At 35.7% G+C, this 15,259-nt stretch carries 15 protein-coding genes, 1 tRNA gene and 1 pseudogene; 6 read left to right on the top strand and 11 right to left on the bottom strand.

What is annotated here, in order from left to right:
• Window positions 1–5 precede the first annotated feature (5 nt).
• Both EFY79_RS00995 and EFY79_RS00990 read left to right on the top strand, forming a co-directional pair.
• Window positions 6–554, top strand: a complete 549-nt coding sequence (locus tag EFY79_RS00995) for a YfiT family bacillithiol transferase (RefSeq protein WP_123118802.1) — start codon at window positions 6–8, stop codon at window positions 552–554.
• 13 nt (window positions 555–567) lie between these two features.
• The gene (locus tag EFY79_RS00990; protein ID WP_123118801.1) at window positions 568–1,107 is read left to right on the top strand and encodes an NUDIX hydrolase; all 540 of its coding nucleotides are present in this window, start codon (window positions 568–570) and stop codon (window positions 1,105–1,107) included.
• A 16-nt stretch (window positions 1,108–1,123) separates the two neighbouring features.
• On the opposite strand, the gene EFY79_RS00985 is transcribed toward EFY79_RS00990, so the two are convergent.
• Both EFY79_RS00985 and EFY79_RS00980 read right to left on the bottom strand, forming a co-directional pair.
• The gene (locus tag EFY79_RS00985) at window positions 1,124–2,413 is read right to left on the bottom strand and encodes a bifunctional folylpolyglutamate synthase/dihydrofolate synthase (RefSeq protein WP_123119211.1); all 1,290 of its coding nucleotides are present in this window, start codon (window positions 2,411–2,413) and stop codon (window positions 1,124–1,126) included.
• Window positions 2,414–2,514: 101 nt separating this feature from the next.
• Window positions 2,515–2,910 (bottom strand): hypothetical protein, encoded by a 396-nt coding sequence (locus tag EFY79_RS00980; protein WP_123118800.1) that lies wholly within the window; start codon window positions 2,908–2,910, stop codon window positions 2,515–2,517.
• A 180-nt stretch (window positions 2,911–3,090) separates the two neighbouring features.
• Between EFY79_RS00980 and EFY79_RS00975 the strand changes: the two genes are divergently transcribed.
• The gene (locus EFY79_RS00975; RefSeq protein ID WP_148041819.1) at window positions 3,091–3,747 is read left to right on the top strand and encodes an alpha/beta hydrolase; all 657 of its coding nucleotides are present in this window, start codon (window positions 3,091–3,093) and stop codon (window positions 3,745–3,747) included.
• Window positions 3,748–3,794: 47 nt separating this feature from the next.
• On the opposite strand, the gene EFY79_RS00970 is transcribed toward EFY79_RS00975, so the two are convergent.
• Both EFY79_RS00970 and EFY79_RS00965 read right to left on the bottom strand, forming a co-directional pair.
• A complete protein-coding gene (locus EFY79_RS00970) occupies window positions 3,795–4,667 on the bottom strand; it encodes an SMP-30/gluconolactonase/LRE family protein (RefSeq protein ID WP_233577893.1) in 873 nt (290 codons plus the stop codon).
• Between the two features lie 79 nt (window positions 4,668–4,746).
• A complete protein-coding gene (locus tag EFY79_RS00965) occupies window positions 4,747–5,409 on the bottom strand; it encodes a metallophosphoesterase family protein (protein ID WP_123118797.1) in 663 nt (220 codons plus the stop codon).
• Between the two features lie 211 nt (window positions 5,410–5,620).
• On the opposite strand from EFY79_RS00965, the gene EFY79_RS00960 reads away from it, so the two are divergent.
• Window positions 5,621–5,694: transfer RNA gene (locus tag EFY79_RS00960), tRNA-Asp, on the top strand.
• A gap of 159 nt (window positions 5,695–5,853) precedes the next feature.
• Window positions 5,854–7,188: a tyrosine-type recombinase/integrase gene (locus EFY79_RS00955; RefSeq protein WP_123118796.1), complete on the top strand. Its 1,335-nt coding sequence runs from the start codon at window positions 5,854–5,856 to the stop codon at window positions 7,186–7,188.
• 38 nt (window positions 7,189–7,226) lie between these two features.
• Here EFY79_RS00955 and EFY79_RS21975 read toward each other — a convergent pair whose 3' ends face one another.
• The 5 genes from EFY79_RS21975 to EFY79_RS00930 form a co-directional block, all read right to left on the bottom strand.
• Window positions 7,227–7,310, bottom strand: a complete 84-nt coding sequence (locus EFY79_RS21975; protein ID WP_123118795.1) for a TFIIB-type zinc ribbon-containing protein — start codon at window positions 7,308–7,310, stop codon at window positions 7,227–7,229.
• A gap of 109 nt (window positions 7,311–7,419) precedes the next feature.
• Entirely contained in the window at window positions 7,420–9,405 is a 1,986-nt protein-coding gene (mobC, locus tag EFY79_RS00945) for a conjugal transfer protein MobC (RefSeq protein WP_123118794.1), read from the bottom strand.
• A 15-nt stretch (window positions 9,406–9,420) separates the two neighbouring features.
• On the bottom strand, window positions 9,421–10,677 hold the full coding sequence (locus EFY79_RS00940) for a relaxase/mobilization nuclease domain-containing protein (protein WP_123118793.1): 1,257 nt from the start codon (window positions 10,675–10,677) through the stop codon (window positions 9,421–9,423).
• Entirely contained in the window at window positions 10,662–11,057 is a 396-nt protein-coding gene (locus tag EFY79_RS00935) for a plasmid mobilization protein (protein ID WP_123118792.1), read from the bottom strand. The genes EFY79_RS00940 and EFY79_RS00935 overlap by 16 nt, the downstream gene beginning before the upstream one ends.
• Window positions 11,058–11,231: 174 nt before the next feature.
• Window positions 11,232–12,140, bottom strand: a complete 909-nt coding sequence (locus EFY79_RS00930) for a toprim domain-containing protein (protein WP_123118791.1) — start codon at window positions 12,138–12,140, stop codon at window positions 11,232–11,234.
• 171 nt (window positions 12,141–12,311) lie between these two features.
• On the opposite strand from EFY79_RS00930, the gene EFY79_RS00925 reads away from it, so the two are divergent.
• Window positions 12,312–12,593 (top strand): hypothetical protein, encoded by a 282-nt coding sequence (locus EFY79_RS00925; RefSeq protein WP_123118790.1) that lies wholly within the window; start codon window positions 12,312–12,314, stop codon window positions 12,591–12,593.
• A 166-nt stretch (window positions 12,594–12,759) separates the two neighbouring features.
• Here the strand turns inward: EFY79_RS00925 and EFY79_RS00920 are convergent.
• Window positions 12,760–13,263, bottom strand: a pseudogene (locus EFY79_RS00920) (DUF932 domain-containing protein); the annotation flags it as partial.
• A 99-nt stretch (window positions 13,264–13,362) separates the two neighbouring features.
• Window positions 13,363–15,093, bottom strand: coding sequence for a group II intron reverse transcriptase/maturase (ltrA, locus tag EFY79_RS00915; RefSeq protein WP_123118788.1), 1,731 nt, complete (start codon window positions 15,091–15,093; stop codon window positions 13,363–13,365).
• Window positions 15,094–15,259 lie beyond the last annotated feature (166 nt).

Here is a 15,259-nt window from a genome sequence, read left to right as displayed (position 1 = left end):
CCTTTATGCAAGAGGATGAAATACTCCGGTATCCGATTGGGAAAGAAACGGAGCAAAAAGAATTTTCAGAAGATTTCGGTGAAGAGTTAAAATCTTCACTGATGGCTGACATCGAAATGCTTCCCTCCTATCTTGAATTTGCTATCCAGGATTTGGATGCGGCACAATTTGAAACGCCTTACAGGCCCGGTGGGTGGACGATTCAGCAACTGGTTCACCATGTGGCAGATAGCCATATCAATGCCTACATTCGTTTTAAGCTGGCATTAACTGAAGACAATCCAACCATTAAACCTTATGAGCAAGATGCGTGGGCGCTTCTCCCCGACTCAAAATTACCAGTCAATCTTTCGGTAACACTTTTGTTTGCGTTGCATGCCCGTTGGTATGAGCTTATGAACCAGATGAATGAAAATGAGTGGCAACGGACTATTTGTCATCCCGAAAGAAAAACAGAACTCACTCTTTGGGAACTTTTAAAATCCTATGCCTGGCACAGCCGCCACCATGTTGCCCAAATTGTTCAACTAAGAAAAAGAATGCACTGGAATTAAAATCTGTTTTATTATGAAATGGAAAATATTATCATCAGAATACATCAGCAGGCACAAATATTTTACTGCCCGCAGGGATAAATGCATGATGCCGGATGGAAAAATTGTTCCTGAATATTTTGTGGTGGAATTACCCCGAACTGTTTGTGGCGTTGCGCTTACCGAAGAAGGCGAAGTATTAATGATAAAGCAATACAGGCATCCCCTGGAAGAAGTGCTTCTTGAAATACCCGGTGGATTTATTGATAAAGGCGAAACTGCTGAAGAAGCGATGCGGCGTGAATTGAAGGAAGAAACCGGATATGAATTTACTTCTTTCACCTATGTAGGTAAAATTGCAGCAAACCCGGGAGTGCTCAATAACTACACAGATTTTTTTCTTGCACAAGGCGGCAAAAGAACTGGGGCGCAACAACTGGACGATCATGAAGATTTGCAAATAGAAAAAATTTCTGTTGCGGAATTAAAAAAATTATTTCTTGAAAATAAAATAGTGCAGGCTACCCATAATAATTGCATTTTCTATGCATTAAGAGCGCTGGGAGAATTTTAAATTTTGCTCCCGATTCTTAAAGGCTTTCTACTTCTGCAATTACAAAAACACTTCCGCAAACCACGATAATATCATGGGAAGAAGCGTGGTCTAACGCTGATTTCAGCGCTTGATTTACATTGTCAAAAGTTGCTCCTTTTAATTCAAACTCTTTAGCCATCTGCTGCAATTGATCTTCGGGTAATGCGCGTGGATTATGAGCTTTGGTAAAATAAAAAGTGGCCTCACGTGGAAATTGACACAGCACTTTCCTGATGTCTTTATCTTTCACCATTCCAAAAATAATATGCAGTGATTGATAATTTAATTTTTGAAGATGAAGCAGTAATTGCTTTATCCCATCTTCATTATGCGCAACATCTAAAACCACCGTTGGATTTTCATGAATAATTTGCCAGCGGCCAAAAAGGCCTGTAAGCTTTTTTACCTGCGAAAGTGCCTCAATAATTTTTTCATCTTTCAAATGAAAATTGTTTCTCAGGAAATGTATTGCAGCTAGTACAGGCAAAATATTTTTTTCCTGGTATAACCCATTAAGGTCAAGGCGCAAATTCTGATCCCGGTTATTTTCGTTATCATGAATACTAAGTTTCAGGAATTCGGCAGAATATTCCGACGAAATAACCTGGTATTTTTTATCAGCAAATAATACAGGCGCGTTCATTTCTGACGCTTTTTTTTCAAACACAGGCCTTGTTTCTGCATTCGTTTCTCCGATGACAACGGGAACATTTTCTTTAATGATACCTGCCTTTTCAAAAGCGATCTTTTGAAGGGAATCACCAAGAATATCCATGTGGTCAAAACTTATATTGGTGATGATTGATAAAAGCGGCCGGATGATGTTGGTGCTATCCAATCTGCCGCCCAGGCCGGTTTCAATCACGGCAACATCAACCTCATTTGCTGCAAAATAATCGAGCGCCATAGCGAAGGTGAGTTCAAAAAAAGACGGTTTTATTTCATCGGCAATCTCCATCGTTTTTTCAACAAAATGTACCAGCCATTTTTTACTGATTAGCTGCCCGTCAATCTTGATTCTTTCTCTGAAATCCTTCAGATGAGGCGAAGTATACAATCCTGTTTTATAATTATTTGCCTGCATGATAGCAGCGAGAATATGGCTTACTGAGCCTTTGCCATTAGTGCCTGCAATATGAATGGTCTTAATTTTATTTTGAGGATTGCCCAAAAAATTACACAGGGCAATTGTATTCTTTAAATCAGCCTTATAAGCCTTTGCTCCGCTTCTGCTAAATGCCGGAAGTTTATTATATAAATAGTGAATAGATTCAGTGTATGTCAAGGCATTCAATTAAAATGGTAACGATTGAAGCGCGCAATTTACGCCAACACAGTAAACAAACAATTAAGCATGATTTTTATTTCATCAGTATTTAATAAAATTCATTTTACCAAAGCAAGCCTCAGTGAGCAAAAAGAAAGAAATAAAGTGAGCGGAGTAAAAATGAATTTTTCAATCTGATTAATTGAAAAAAGGTTGCCCAATGTATTCAGCAAAAAGAAAGCAAACATCAACCAAAATAATATCCGTAACCATCGCCCGCTTATAAAAAGCCTAACCGCTCCTGTTCTTATTAAAACAACAAAAATCATTATTGCATTCACAATAATAGAAATTAACTCAAGGTTAATAATCTCTCCCCGGTTTCTTGCTCGTCCGCCCCAAATGATTTCATAAGGAATTACATTAATAATTACCAACACATGAAATAGCATGATCGCCGAAAGCGCCGCTAATAAAGACTTTGAGGCAGCAAATTCAGAGATAATTTTTTTCATGCTTTTAATAATTTAGCAGCAAATTTATTTTAAAATAAAAATTTTAAGCGACGCCGGTTTATTTCAAATTCTGTTTATTTCAAAACTTGTTCAGCAACCTGTTTTGTTTGAGGCATAGAAATTGTGATTGAAAATTATTAGATTTTCTAAATAAATATTGATGATTTAAATATGGTAACAATGATCAAAAGTGAAATAAAGCTGGATCTTGCTGACATTTCGGTCGCAGGTAATTTAACCCATTCCAAAGATGCAGAGGCCTTTGTAATATTCGTTCACAGCGCTGACAGTAATCATTCAAGCGCTAAAAATAATTTTGTGGCAGATGTTCTTAATCAAAATAATATCAGTACGTTAATTATAGATCTGCTGACAGAGGAAGAAGGGAAGGAAGCGCTTCTTAAAGTTAATATCGAATTGCTGAAGACAAGGCTTATCAGGGTGACACAAAAAGTTATAGAACAATTTACATTTGATAATCTGCCGATTGGCTATTTTGGAATAGGCGCCGGGGCTGCTGCTGCCTTTGAAGCATCTGTATTTCTGGGCGACACGATCAAAGCAATCGTAAGCCAAAGTGGCCTTGCAAACCTTGCCGTAAGTTTAGATAAAGTAACCGCACCTACGTTATTTATCAATGGTTCATTAGATGATGACGTGATTCAAAGTGATAAAAACGCCTATGAGTATTTAGCTTGTGATAAAAATATAGAAATTGTAAACGGTGATCCTGGTGCTTTTGAAGAGCCGGATGCATTGAATGAAGTGGCTAAGCTTGCAAGCTCATGGTTTGAACTTTATTTAATCAACAACAGTGTAAATACAAATGCGTATTAGTAAGATAATATTCAGTCTCCCCAGTAATTTCAATAAAAAGAACCAACTTACTTATTCCCCTTTACTTTCATCTTCAGCGTATATGCTTTTTGTGAGGCCGTGATAAACAGAATGTCTTTATCCTTTCCACCAAAAGTGATATTTCCTGTCCAGTCTGCGGGCACGTCTATATGTTCTATTTTATTCCCTTCTTTATCATAAACCGTTACACCCTTACCTGTGAGATATACATTGCCTTTGTTGTCCATAGTCATTCCATCAGAACCCTGATTCACAAATAAAACCTGGTCTGAAAGGCTTCCATCTGCTTCAATCGTAAATCTGTAAGTTTTGTTTCCTTCTATATCGGCAACGTATAAATATCTTCCATCGGGAGTTCCGACAATACCATTTGGCTTTTTGAGATTATCGCATACCACAACGGGGTTGTTTTTCCCTTTGAGATAATATACTTTTTGTCCATCAAGATCAGGAGATTTTCTTTTCCAATATTCGCGCTGATAGTATGGATCAGTAAAATAGATTTTGCCTTTGCTAGTCACAAAAACATCATTAGGACCATTTAGAAGTTTTCCCTTATAATCTTTGACTAACACAGTTACTTTCTTTTTTGGATCGATAGACCACAGTTGCATGTTTTCGTCGGCGCACGAAATCAGGTTACCGTCGTTGTCAAAATCCATTCCGTTTGATCTGCCTGCATTATCCATAAAAACAGAAAGCTTACCGTTTGTATCAAATTTCCATATCTTATTATTAGGCTGGTCTGTAAAAAACACATTCCCCTTTTTGTCTGTCGCCGGGCCTTCGGCAAATTTAAATTGGTCAGACACGAGCTGCAACGTAGCGCCGTCAGCTATTATGGGGCTTGTTTTTTGTTTGCCATCGCGTGTTTCATTATTAGCTTCTGATGTAGCCATAAGAGAAAAAATTAAAAAAAGTTTAAAAAAAGGTATCATAGCATTTCAATTTTCGTATAGGCATTATCGTTACAGTAGTTCATTCACAATTTTCTTCCACAAGATATTCGATTTCAGGCAGCTTAACGGCTACCAGATTTCCAAAATTAGGACGATTTACGTAAACACAGCCGCCATCTATATTGATGCAGTTTCCTTTTTGTTGAAGGATAAAAGCCAGCGGAATTGGCGTGTGTCCATGAATTAAATAACGATTACCCAACGCCGGCTGGCGGGGATTAAAATTTCTTTCCCAAAGCATTGCTTCTTTATCTTCGAAAAGATTTTCATTTTCAAAATTTAATCCTGCATGGGCAAAAATAAAGTTATCCGTTTCGAGATAAAATTTTGTTTCATTCAAAAAAGAAACATATTCCTCCGGCAAATTATCCGGCGATTTGATACCAAAACTTTTTAAAGTACTTTTTCCGCCATTATCAAACCAAAGTTTAAGCGCTCTCTTGTCGTTCAATGCATCAATCATCATTTGCTCATGATTACCGCGTAAAGTCGAAACCCGGTAACCTTCCTTTTTCAGTTGAAGAATAAAATCAATTACGCTTTTACTGTCATTACCCCGGTCGATATAATCGCCCACGCAATAAATCGTGTCCTCTTTCTGAAGCTGAATTTTTTCTATAAGCAATTTTTCAAATGTTTTTCTGCAACCGTGGATATCGCCAATTGCAAATGTTCTATTCATTCGTGGTATTTTGACATTGAAAAGCAATAAGAGTGCCGAAGCCTTTTATTATTTTAATAGCAGGATTCTTCTTATAAATAGTAAACGAACAAATAATGATAATTTTTATTTTGTGTAAACAACAGGCCAGAGAAATTTTTAAAAAAAACCGGAAGCAGGGTTTGACAGAGTATAAATTTTATTATCTTCGCGCTCCCAAATTAACTATTTAGGATCGGTAGTTCAGTTGGTTAGAATGCCGCCCTGTCACGGCGGAGGTCGCGGGTTCGAGTCCCGTCCGGTCCGCTTGAATAAGGATTACAATTTTGTAATCCTTATTTTATTTTACACCGCTTTATTATTATGCCTTGATTTTCAAGTTTTTCTAACACTGTCTGCCTTTTTCTTAAACTTACCTTTACAAAGGATGACATATTCTTAATCGAGTAAAAAATCGAGGAAGTTATGTTAATACCTATCAAACCTATTTGTGAGCGCAAAGACATGCGCAGGGATGGAACAAGTGTGATTTATATTCAATACTGTTACAGTGCAGATAAACGCACTCTTTTAAACAGTGAAATTGCGATTCCTCCTGCATACTGGAATAAAAAAAGATTATGTATCTCTAATGATCTTCCTGAAATCTATGGAAACTTTCAGGTTTTAAATTCAGAACTGAATCGAATGATACGCTTAGCTGAAGACCTAATTTATTTTGCTATTGAAACAAAAATAGAAGATCGAGGAAAGTTTATTAAATCAACTTTTAAACCGGACTTTGACTTTAATAATCTTCAAAGAAGTGGCACCGCAATTGTTCTTCAGACTAGCACAAAGAAAACGAATACAAATATTTACTTTCAAATAGATGAATATATAAAATCTAAAGAAAAAAAAGTAAGTAAGGCGACAATTTGTGTCTATAATTGTATGAAGCAGCAATTATTAGCTTATGAAATATACCGAAGAAAAAAGATAACCTTTGAGAGCCTGGACTTTGAATTTTATGATGGATTCGTAAACTTTCTCACTTTTGAATATGTGCATAAAAGAAGGAAAACGATCATCAAAGGTTTGAAGGTAAATTCAATTGGCAAAACCATAAAACAGCTTAGGATTTTTGTTCGCGATAGAATAAAACGAAAAATAATTACTCCAATAGATCTAAGCGACTTTAATATCCCAGAAGAAGAAGCAGACGCAATCTATCTCACTTTTGAGGAAATTGAGAAAATTTATAAGACTGACTTAACTGATGTTAAGTATCTGGAAGAATATAGAAACTATTTTGTACTAGCCTGCTTAACAGGGCTACGCTTTTCTGATTTTTCAACCCTACGGCTTGAAGATTTACATCTTGATATGCTTTATAAAAAACAAGAAAAATCAGATCATTGGGTGGTTATTCCATTACGCGAAGAAGCAAAAAAATTATTTACAGAACAGTTTCGGAAAGAATTACCGAAGCTTACCAATCCTGAATTCAACCGCCACATTAAAACGATTGGAAAATTAGCAGGCCTCAACCAGTGGATCACATTTTCTTATAAAAAAGGCAATAAGAATATTGAAGTGAGAAAACATAAATACGAGTGGATTACTTCCCATACAGCACGTCGTTCATTTTGTACTAATGAATTTTTAGCAGGAATCCCGGTAAAATTAATTATGAAAATCAGCGGACACAAAAATGAAAAAGACTTTTATAAATATATTAGAGTAACGCCGGAGGAGGCTGCACAAAAAATTAAAGAATTATGGAAGGAGATAAGTGAAATGAGAGCTTTTAGAAATTAGCCTTAACACCCATGGAAAAGATCGGATAAACTCCAATTTCAAATAAATTTAGGGCAATAATCGATTTCAATGCCTTGTCTTTCAGTCATGGCTAATGTTTCATTACAGGAAGGACATTTCATAAGTTTAAATTTAAGTTGACTAAAACGTGTTTTTTATTCCCAGTTATAGGCTTGCATTCATTTATCGTCATGATTAAGACACACTGCAAATGCATTGAAGCCTTCATTTTCAATTCTTTTTCACAATCAATCTACTCATTTCAGGATCATCCATCAATCTCCCCATCTCAGTTTCCACCAAGTCCTCTACCTCCTGCTTGATAATTACATAATTTCTTTGAATTATACCGTTATCCACCATTCGAATAACAGGAATTGGTTTAAAATTCTGTTCTTCTTTTTTTAGTGCCTCGTGATCATTTAGTATCTCGCAATGAAAAGATTTTAATTCTATTTTGCAATCAGGGTCATCAGCCACCATTCCTACAAATTCTCCAGAAGAAAGTGTTGCAATTGTAGAAGCAGGAATGGCTGAATCCAATTGTTTAGAGCGGCTTATAGAGGTATCCGTCCGGTTGATAGAAACACTTGATCTATCCTGCATAATTTTACCGAACCTTTCTGATAATTGTTTTGCAGTCTCACCAGTCACCTGTCCGCTAATTATATTTCCTGTAATATTCATAATAACATCAGCCATATCTTTTCCATAATCTTTTTTAAGTTGGCTAAAATCCTGAACCCCCAAAGTTGTGGCGACTTTATTACTTCTGGCAGTTGCTATGAGGCTATCAATATTGTTTAAGTAAATGGTCGGAAATTCATCAAAAATCAAACTGCTTTTTTGATTTCCTTTTTGATTAACCAGTTTAATAAGGCGATTAATATAAAGAGAAACAACTGCCCCATAAGTTTGAATTTTTTGAGGGTTATTTCCAATGCAAACAATCTTTGGCTCTTTAGGATTATTGATATCAAGTGTAAAATCGTTTCCCGATAAAACATAATAAATCTGGGGCGAAGAAAGTCGGGCCATTGCAATTTTTGCTGATGCAATCTGTCCCTCTAATTGCTCCATTGCATCATGCAGGTATGCGTTTACGAATGGATTAATTAAGACATCAATTTCTTTTTCTGTTCTCAAAATAGAAAACAGTTTATCGTATTCTACCTGCATCAATTCTATTACATGTGGCAAAGTGCAAAACTCTCCGTCCTGGTATTTTCTTAAAAACCAAATGACAGCAGTTAAAAAATTAATCGGAGATTCCACAAAAAAATCGCCTTGCCTTTTTATCCATTCTCTGTTTAATCCCATCAGGATTGTACGCGCCGATTCTGCTGCATCGGTAATGTCTTTTAATGAAGTTTTATCTAAAGGATTGCAACGATGACTTCGGTTTAAATCATCAAAATTAATGGTGAAAAATTGGGGAACGATTTTGTAAGATGATAGGTTTTTCAAAAAATGATTGTATGCAATTACAGAAAGATCATCAAACTTAAAATCATAAATGAACATGCTGAATCCTTTACGAACATGCTGTGTTATAACATGCCTGATAACAAAGTACGATTTACCTGATCCTGGAGATCCCATGACAAGCAATGCCCGAAAGGGATTGATAATATTAATCCAACTATTTCGCATCCTACCTTTGAGGTCGTATATTGATGGTAAATTAATAGAATATTCATTTTGCAAAAGCCTTTCCTCCTGCGGAAAAGTCTCATTATCCTTATTGAAAATATCTTTGTTGCTTAATCTCTTTTTTATGACGCGGGATAGTAAATTGCCTCCTCTAAGAATAAATAAATATCCCGTTCCGGTTAATCCAATGTAGCTAACCGTTTTAGCAGTTATAGATAATTGAAAAAGCAAAATGTAATAACTAAAAAAATAAATAACTAATCCTCCTGCGATATAAATTAAACTGGTTTTATAAGCTAGCTTTTCATCTTTCTTTCCTGTTGCTCCTATGAGTGAGATAAACAAAAATCCCAACGCAATTACTTTTGAATTATTAAAGCTGTGAAATAGGCCTGTGTGCGAAATATTTTTCAAAACTCTATCGGTTATTGTTGAAGTCAATGCCCAGTATTCGAACGCTCTATAACAATAATAATAACAATGCAGTATTAAAATTGTTATACTAATCAATCTTGTAAGGTCAATAATTTTCCTAAGCCCCTGTTCATTCTCTCCTGTATTCATGATATTGTTTTTAAATCAAATTGATATTCGTCTTCTCTTTTTCTTTTTCCTGCTTTTCTTTAATTGATAAGGAATGTAATTTCCTGTTGGAATTGGCTCTGATAAATTATCAAGCGTTTTGCTTATGTCAGTTTTTATGGACGGAGAAATGACAATTTCTTTTTCGTTTCGATGCACCATTTGTTCATTTTCATTACCCGGTTCTTTTTGAGTTTTGAGTTCCATTCTACATCTGTTGACAATAGATTTCGCACTATAATGTTTCCCCAATTCACTTCCATTAAAAATGCATTTTGTCTTGTGGTCGATGTAAGTAACTCCATAAATTATATTTTCTTTGTTCTTCCAGGTTACCATACTAATGCTTTCTTTTTCAAGAGTGCTTGTTAATCCATTTAAAGTGTTTGGCTTTTGATTCAATGCCCAATCAATATTTGTTTGAATTCTTTTCAGGTGCGGTTTACGGAGAGTTTCATTTTCAAGGAATTTATTTGCCAAAAATGCCATGGTCGGTTTCATATAAATTGAACTTGCCTTAATAGGAATCCCCGTTTTATTTCCATTTACATCAAGTATCTGATAAGTCAATCCTTTATTCTTATAAATTCTTGAATCTTTTTCACCTCTTTCAGCAGTAACATTATATAATTTCAAGACTGCATTCAATGCTGAAAGAGAAGTGAATTTGTATTGCGGAATAACCTTCATTAATACGTTTGCAATTGCTCTTTTTGTTTCCGATTTTCCATAAATAATTTTTGGCACATTTAAAGAATCAATATTCAGTTTATTTGTTTGTTTACTGCTTTCAGCTTTTATCAAACCGAATTCTATTTCAATTTCCTTCCGTGCTTTTTCTGACTGGTTTTTTCCGATGTTATGCAAAGAGATTCTGCTTCCATCGCTTTGAATATTTGTGGTTACTATATGGATATGTGGATGACCGGCATCATCATGACGGTAAACCAAAAAAGGTTGTTTGCCAAAACCAATTCTTTCAATGTATTCCCTGGCGATTGCTTGTAATTTTTCAGTATTTATTTTGTCAGAAGAATCGAAATTTAGTGACACATGAAGAGTATTAATTGTTGCTCTCTCATTCAATGAAATAAGTCTTTCAAAATGATGAAGTTTATCATAAAAATTCAGTCTATTTATATCCTTAATAAAACCGGATGCAGTTATGCATTCAGCTTTTCCATTAGCTACCTTTTGTTCATTATAATTGAGCGCTTTTGAAATGCTTTTGACAGTATTTATTCTTGCAACCATTTATCAGAAATTTGATTGATTTTTTCTTTTATTTCATCTACTTTTTTAATAAGAATTTCTTTACTTTTTTCATTCAAAATTGCCCACGTTTTTATATCAGGTATTTTATCCAAAGTGTGTAGTCTTTTCACAGATTGATTGAAATTATTTCCAATAGAATTTAATTCACTTCTTAGTAGAATCATTTCGGAAATAAAATCGTCAAGAGACTTGCTTCGTGTGAAAACTGTCAATGGCTTTTCCAGTAAAACTGCACGGATATATTCGCTCAGTTTTCGTTTGGTTGTGGATTTGAATTTAGAATGGATCTTACTGTATTCATCGGGTTTTAGCCTGATGGTTACTCTTCTCGTTAAATTTATTTTCGGTTTTCGTTCCATATTCTTGCCTCACTTTTTCGTTAATAAAAATCAAATATTTCTATTTCGAATTTCAACCCCGAAACGACTCCGGAGTGAAGGGAAAATCTGTTTGTCAGACAAACGTACATCTTGCCGGGTGCGATTATAGGCACCCTAAGTCCGGATTTCGTAGCGCGAGAACCATCGCAATTTTCATAATCTTAAAAATGTTGATTGCTTCTTTTCACTTCTCTTTCCGATGTTCATTAACCAATCATTTAAATCTTTATAGCTTTTATAAAGGGAACTTTCATCATGATATTTTTTATTTAAACTCTCAGCATAAGAGACCGTTTTGATTCCTGATGTATCATTGTCAAGGTATAAATGAATAGCGGCGTGCTGTTCTAAAAATGTTCTTGATTTTTCAAAAAAAGAAAGTGAGTTAAGGATACAAAAATTAAGGTCTTTTGCTTCTTTATCCGGCAGCAAACTGATGAAAGAAAGAAAATCAAAAAAGCCTTCGAAAACGGCCACTTTTTTACCTCTCGTTTCTATAGTCGTGATATCTTTTGGACTGTTACTTCCCTTAAAAGATTCATTCCGTAATTCATAACCTCCGGAATCATTTTTAAAACCCAATGCAACATAATTTTTATTGGAAATCCTGAAGATTATTTCGCTACAATATTTTTCTGCTACTGAAAGAGGAATATTTCTTTTATGCAGATAACGAATTAAAACTAATTCACTGATAGTTTTATTGTATAAAATTTTTATTCTGCCTTCTTCATCGGCATTCTCTTTTTTAGGAACTGAAATTGGCTGTTGATGACTATAAAAATCATTTTGAAACATTCTTAAAAATTCACCAACTGTACAATCATGATATAAAATGGCGAAGTCAATAATATTGCCGCCCTTGCCAATTCCGAAATCATACCAGCAGTTTTTAATACGGTTAATTTTAAACGATGGCGTTTTTTCAATTCTTAATGGAGATAGGTACCAATAATCTGCCCGATAAATTTTCTTTGGCTCAAAGCCCAGTCGCGAGAGATATTGCACCATGTCTGTCTTTCTTATTTCCTCACAGGAAATAATTTGTTTTCTGGTATTCATACTTCACTGTTTTCAAATTCACGCTTCAGATTAACGATGTGAAATTAAATTGAATACCGGTACTAAAATGTATCCCCTTCAAATTCTGAAGGGGATAAAACAGGCTTTATTTAAAAGCATAAAATAGATTTGCCAGGTGAAAATGATTTATAAATTCTTAAATAATTTTTTATGTCTTCAAAAACTGAAATCGCCAAAATTTATGAAACCCTTTTAAGCATTCCTGGTATGAATGAGAAAATAAAAATTGATTTACGCATGCCTCGAAAAAATGTTTTATTTCTTAGTAAAATCATTGAGCGAGGACTTTTATCAAAAGAAACGGATGATAAAACACCGGGTGTATTGGAAGTCGTTTCAAACGAAACTTTGCAGGAATTAATTTTAATGTCAGGGGAAATCTTAGAGAAAGCCGGATTGACTGATATGAATGAAAAGCTAAAAGCGTTTTGATATAAAGCATTTTTCGTTCTTATTTTTCAAAAACAAAAAAATTAAATCAATAACTATTTGAAATCTTTCCTGTAACCCCAAGCTGCCGCACTTTAAGGTGCGGCAGCTTGATTGCCTTTCAAAATAAAAGGCACTCTTATAAATTAAGAATGCCTTTTTTAAAAAATCAATTTAAATTAAATGCCTCCTCTCCTTTTGTTGAAAATTCTTCGCAAAGTTTAAATCCTCTTTGAGTCCGCATTTCTGCGGTTCCACCAAATAATAACGATTTTAATTTTGCTTCTTCATCCCTATAACTTCTAACATTTTGATAGTATCCTGTAATTGCATTGTATGCTCCAAATAAAGTTCCTCTGGTAGTATCTGTTAATTGAGAAGGTGAACTCATGCCATATTCAAAAACCCTATCGCACATATTTATGAAATAAGAAGAAAGTTCATTTTCTTTTCCTGATTGAATATTATTCAACACTTCCTTATTTGGAACCATTGCAAGTTGAATAAGACGTTTGACATTCGGATCACTAATTTTAATTTTTGCCCACTTGTTAAATATAATTTCAAGATCTTCGGATAATCGGTTTGAAATTCCCATTAATTTATGCGCCTGTTGAAGCCTTTCTTTTACATTCTGAGTATGTCTTATTTTGATGCTGTTTGTCGAATTGGCTAAAGCGGCTGTTAATGGTTAGGGTGAGGTCAGAAATTACTTCCTGACCTTCCCCACAGAACTGGACGTGCCATTTTCATGGCATCCAGCTCCCAGATTCTATTTTATCCGGTATAATTCTTTCCGGTGACAGCGCAAGTGAACTAATTGAATATTTGATAGGCGATTGTCATACTTATCTCCATTCTTACGATGCCGTTCCCATGATTCAAACCAATTGAGTTTACTATTGCATAGAGGACATAACCCTTTCTGCTGTTTGTAAATCTTTTCGGTCATGATGCCGGATAGTATAGAGTTTCTTGTACCCCAGTATTCCGTATCACCATCAAAGGGACTTCTTGCACCCTGAACTTTCTTCCATGTGACGTTCGCACTTACATCAAATATGTCAAACACAACTTCCCCGAATTTAAATCTATCTACTGTTCTACCTTTCCTTTCTGTTCTTACTATATATCTTCTTTGGAAGTCGTGCCATGAACTACGATGCTTATGTACATCTTCGTAAGCCTTATACAGGATATTATGAAATTCCCATCTTAGCTTCCTAAAGCTGTGTGAAGCATCCATGGCCCATTTGTAATAGTTCAACCACCCATTAACCATCATTCGCAGATGATTTGCTTTGTAACTGAGTTCATCAAGGTTACTGTACTCAAAGAGGCGAATCATCTTCGTCCATTCTCTGATTTTCTTACAAAACGAATACACTTTGTCTGGGTCGGCGTAGAACGTGACTTTATATTCTTTGTCATGTTTTCCGCTTTTCCATTTGTCAAACGTAAAGCCGAGGAATTTAAAGCTTTCACCTTTGTAGAAATCCACCACACGGGTTTTAGTAGGACTTAGTTTCAAACCCCGTTTCGCTAAGATTGTCGGTAGCACTTCCATTACTCTGTTGATGTAGTCCTTATTCTCGCCGATGATTACAAAATCGTCTGCGTACTGAACAAAACCAACCGCTGGACTATGCTCTTTGACTTTCTTTTTCACGTTGCAACAAAAGGCAACATAAGGCTTAAGGTTTCTTTCTCCTCGTCTATGTGTTGCAATCAGGTGGTCGTAGATTTCAAAATCTAATCCCCATAGTCCGATATTGCATAGTAAAGGACTAATAACGCCACCTTGTGGTGTTCCTGATTGTGTTGCAAAGAACATGTCCGATTCGATGTAACCGCATTTGAACCATTGCCTGATAGCTCGAAGCATATTACTACTGCAACCTTCCAATCGTCCTAAAATGAACTCATGGTTTAAGTTGTCGAAGCATCCTTCGATGTCCGCATCTAATACTGTTACTTCTCCTTTTCGCAGTTTTAGATTATGCCAGACTGCCATCGTAGCATCATGAGCACTTCGCCCAGGTCTGAACCCGTAAGAGTTCTCACTAAACTTTGCCTCCCATTCCGGTTCTAATGCGATTTTAACCAATGCCTGATAAGCTCTGTCCTCAATGGTAGGAATACCCAATGGCCTTTGCTTACCGTTTGACTTTGGGATGTAGATTCGTTTCAGGGGTTTTGCTTTGTAATCTTTGCTTAGATTCAGCTTTGAGGCAAGTTGTAAACGTTCCTCGTCACTGCGGATAATCTCCCTGTCTACTCCCGGTGTGTTTCGCCCTGTGTTTTCGGATGTAACCCTTTTAACACTCAGCAACTTTGCGTAAGGGTCTTTCAGCAAATCCCTTTGTAATCTTCTTACTTCAGGAATATTGCTGGCAAGCGCTGCCCGATACATTTGATTTTGCTTTCGGAAGACAGCTTGCTCGATCTGTTTCCAGTCAAGATCTTCCCATCTGATTTCTTTCAGCATTGTAGTTACTTTCATAATGTATCTTTTAATAAAATCCACAACGAATTTGGCGAATCCGGTCAACCGTAGCTGTCCGGCTTTTGCTTGGTCGTTGTTCCTACCCGGTGCATCATATTCATTCAGGAGGATTTATTGCTTTCGCAAAATGATGCTCCGGTTTCCTCGTTCCTCTGGCCAATGT

This window comes from Hanamia caeni, assembly GCF_003721595.1.
Lineage (GTDB): Bacteria > Bacteroidota > Bacteroidia > Chitinophagales > Chitinophagaceae > Ginsengibacter > Ginsengibacter caeni.
Note: the sequence above shows the minus strand (reverse complement) of the source record. Positions and strands in the feature narration are given on the sequence as shown.

What these genes read in the sequence shown, in the direction of transcription:
- EFY79_RS00995 (WP_123118802.1), top strand. Translation starts at nt 6, where the DNA reads ATGCAAGAGGATGAAATACTCCGGTATCCGATTGGGAAAGAAACGGAG.
- EFY79_RS00990 (WP_123118801.1), top strand. Translation starts at nt 568, where the DNA reads ATGAAATGGAAAATATTATCATCAGAATACATCAGCAGGCACAAATAT.
- EFY79_RS00980 (WP_123118800.1), bottom strand. Translation starts at nt 2,910, where the DNA reads ATGAAAAAAATTATCTCTGAATTTGCTGCCTCAAAGTCTTTATTAGCG.
- EFY79_RS00975 (WP_148041819.1), top strand. Translation starts at nt 3,091, where the DNA reads ATGATCAAAAGTGAAATAAAGCTGGATCTTGCTGACATTTCGGTCGCA.
- EFY79_RS00970 (WP_233577893.1), bottom strand. Translation starts at nt 4,667, where the DNA reads ATGGCTACATCAGAAGCTAATAATGAAACACGCGATGGCAAACAAAAA.
- EFY79_RS00965 (WP_123118797.1), bottom strand. Translation starts at nt 5,409, where the DNA reads ATGAATAGAACATTTGCAATTGGCGATATCCACGGTTGCAGAAAAACA.
- EFY79_RS00955 (WP_123118796.1), top strand. Translation starts at nt 5,854, where the DNA reads ATGTTAATACCTATCAAACCTATTTGTGAGCGCAAAGACATGCGCAGG.
- EFY79_RS21975 (WP_123118795.1), bottom strand. Translation starts at nt 7,310, where the DNA reads ATGAAATGTCCTTCCTGTAATGAAACATTAGCCATGACTGAAAGACAA.
- mobC (WP_123118794.1), bottom strand. Translation starts at nt 9,405, where the DNA reads ATGAATACAGGAGAGAATGAACAGGGGCTTAGGAAAATTATTGACCTT.
- EFY79_RS00940 (WP_123118793.1), bottom strand. Translation starts at nt 10,677, where the DNA reads ATGGTTGCAAGAATAAATACTGTCAAAAGCATTTCAAAAGCGCTCAAT.
- EFY79_RS00935 (WP_123118792.1), bottom strand. Translation starts at nt 11,057, where the DNA reads ATGGAACGAAAACCGAAAATAAATTTAACGAGAAGAGTAACCATCAGG.
- EFY79_RS00930 (WP_123118791.1), bottom strand. Translation starts at nt 12,140, where the DNA reads ATGAATACCAGAAAACAAATTATTTCCTGTGAGGAAATAAGAAAGACA.
- EFY79_RS00925 (WP_123118790.1), top strand. Translation starts at nt 12,312, where the DNA reads ATGTCTTCAAAAACTGAAATCGCCAAAATTTATGAAACCCTTTTAAGC.
- ltrA (WP_123118788.1), bottom strand. Translation starts at nt 15,093, where the DNA reads ATGAAAGTAACTACAATGCTGAAAGAAATCAGATGGGAAGATCTTGAC.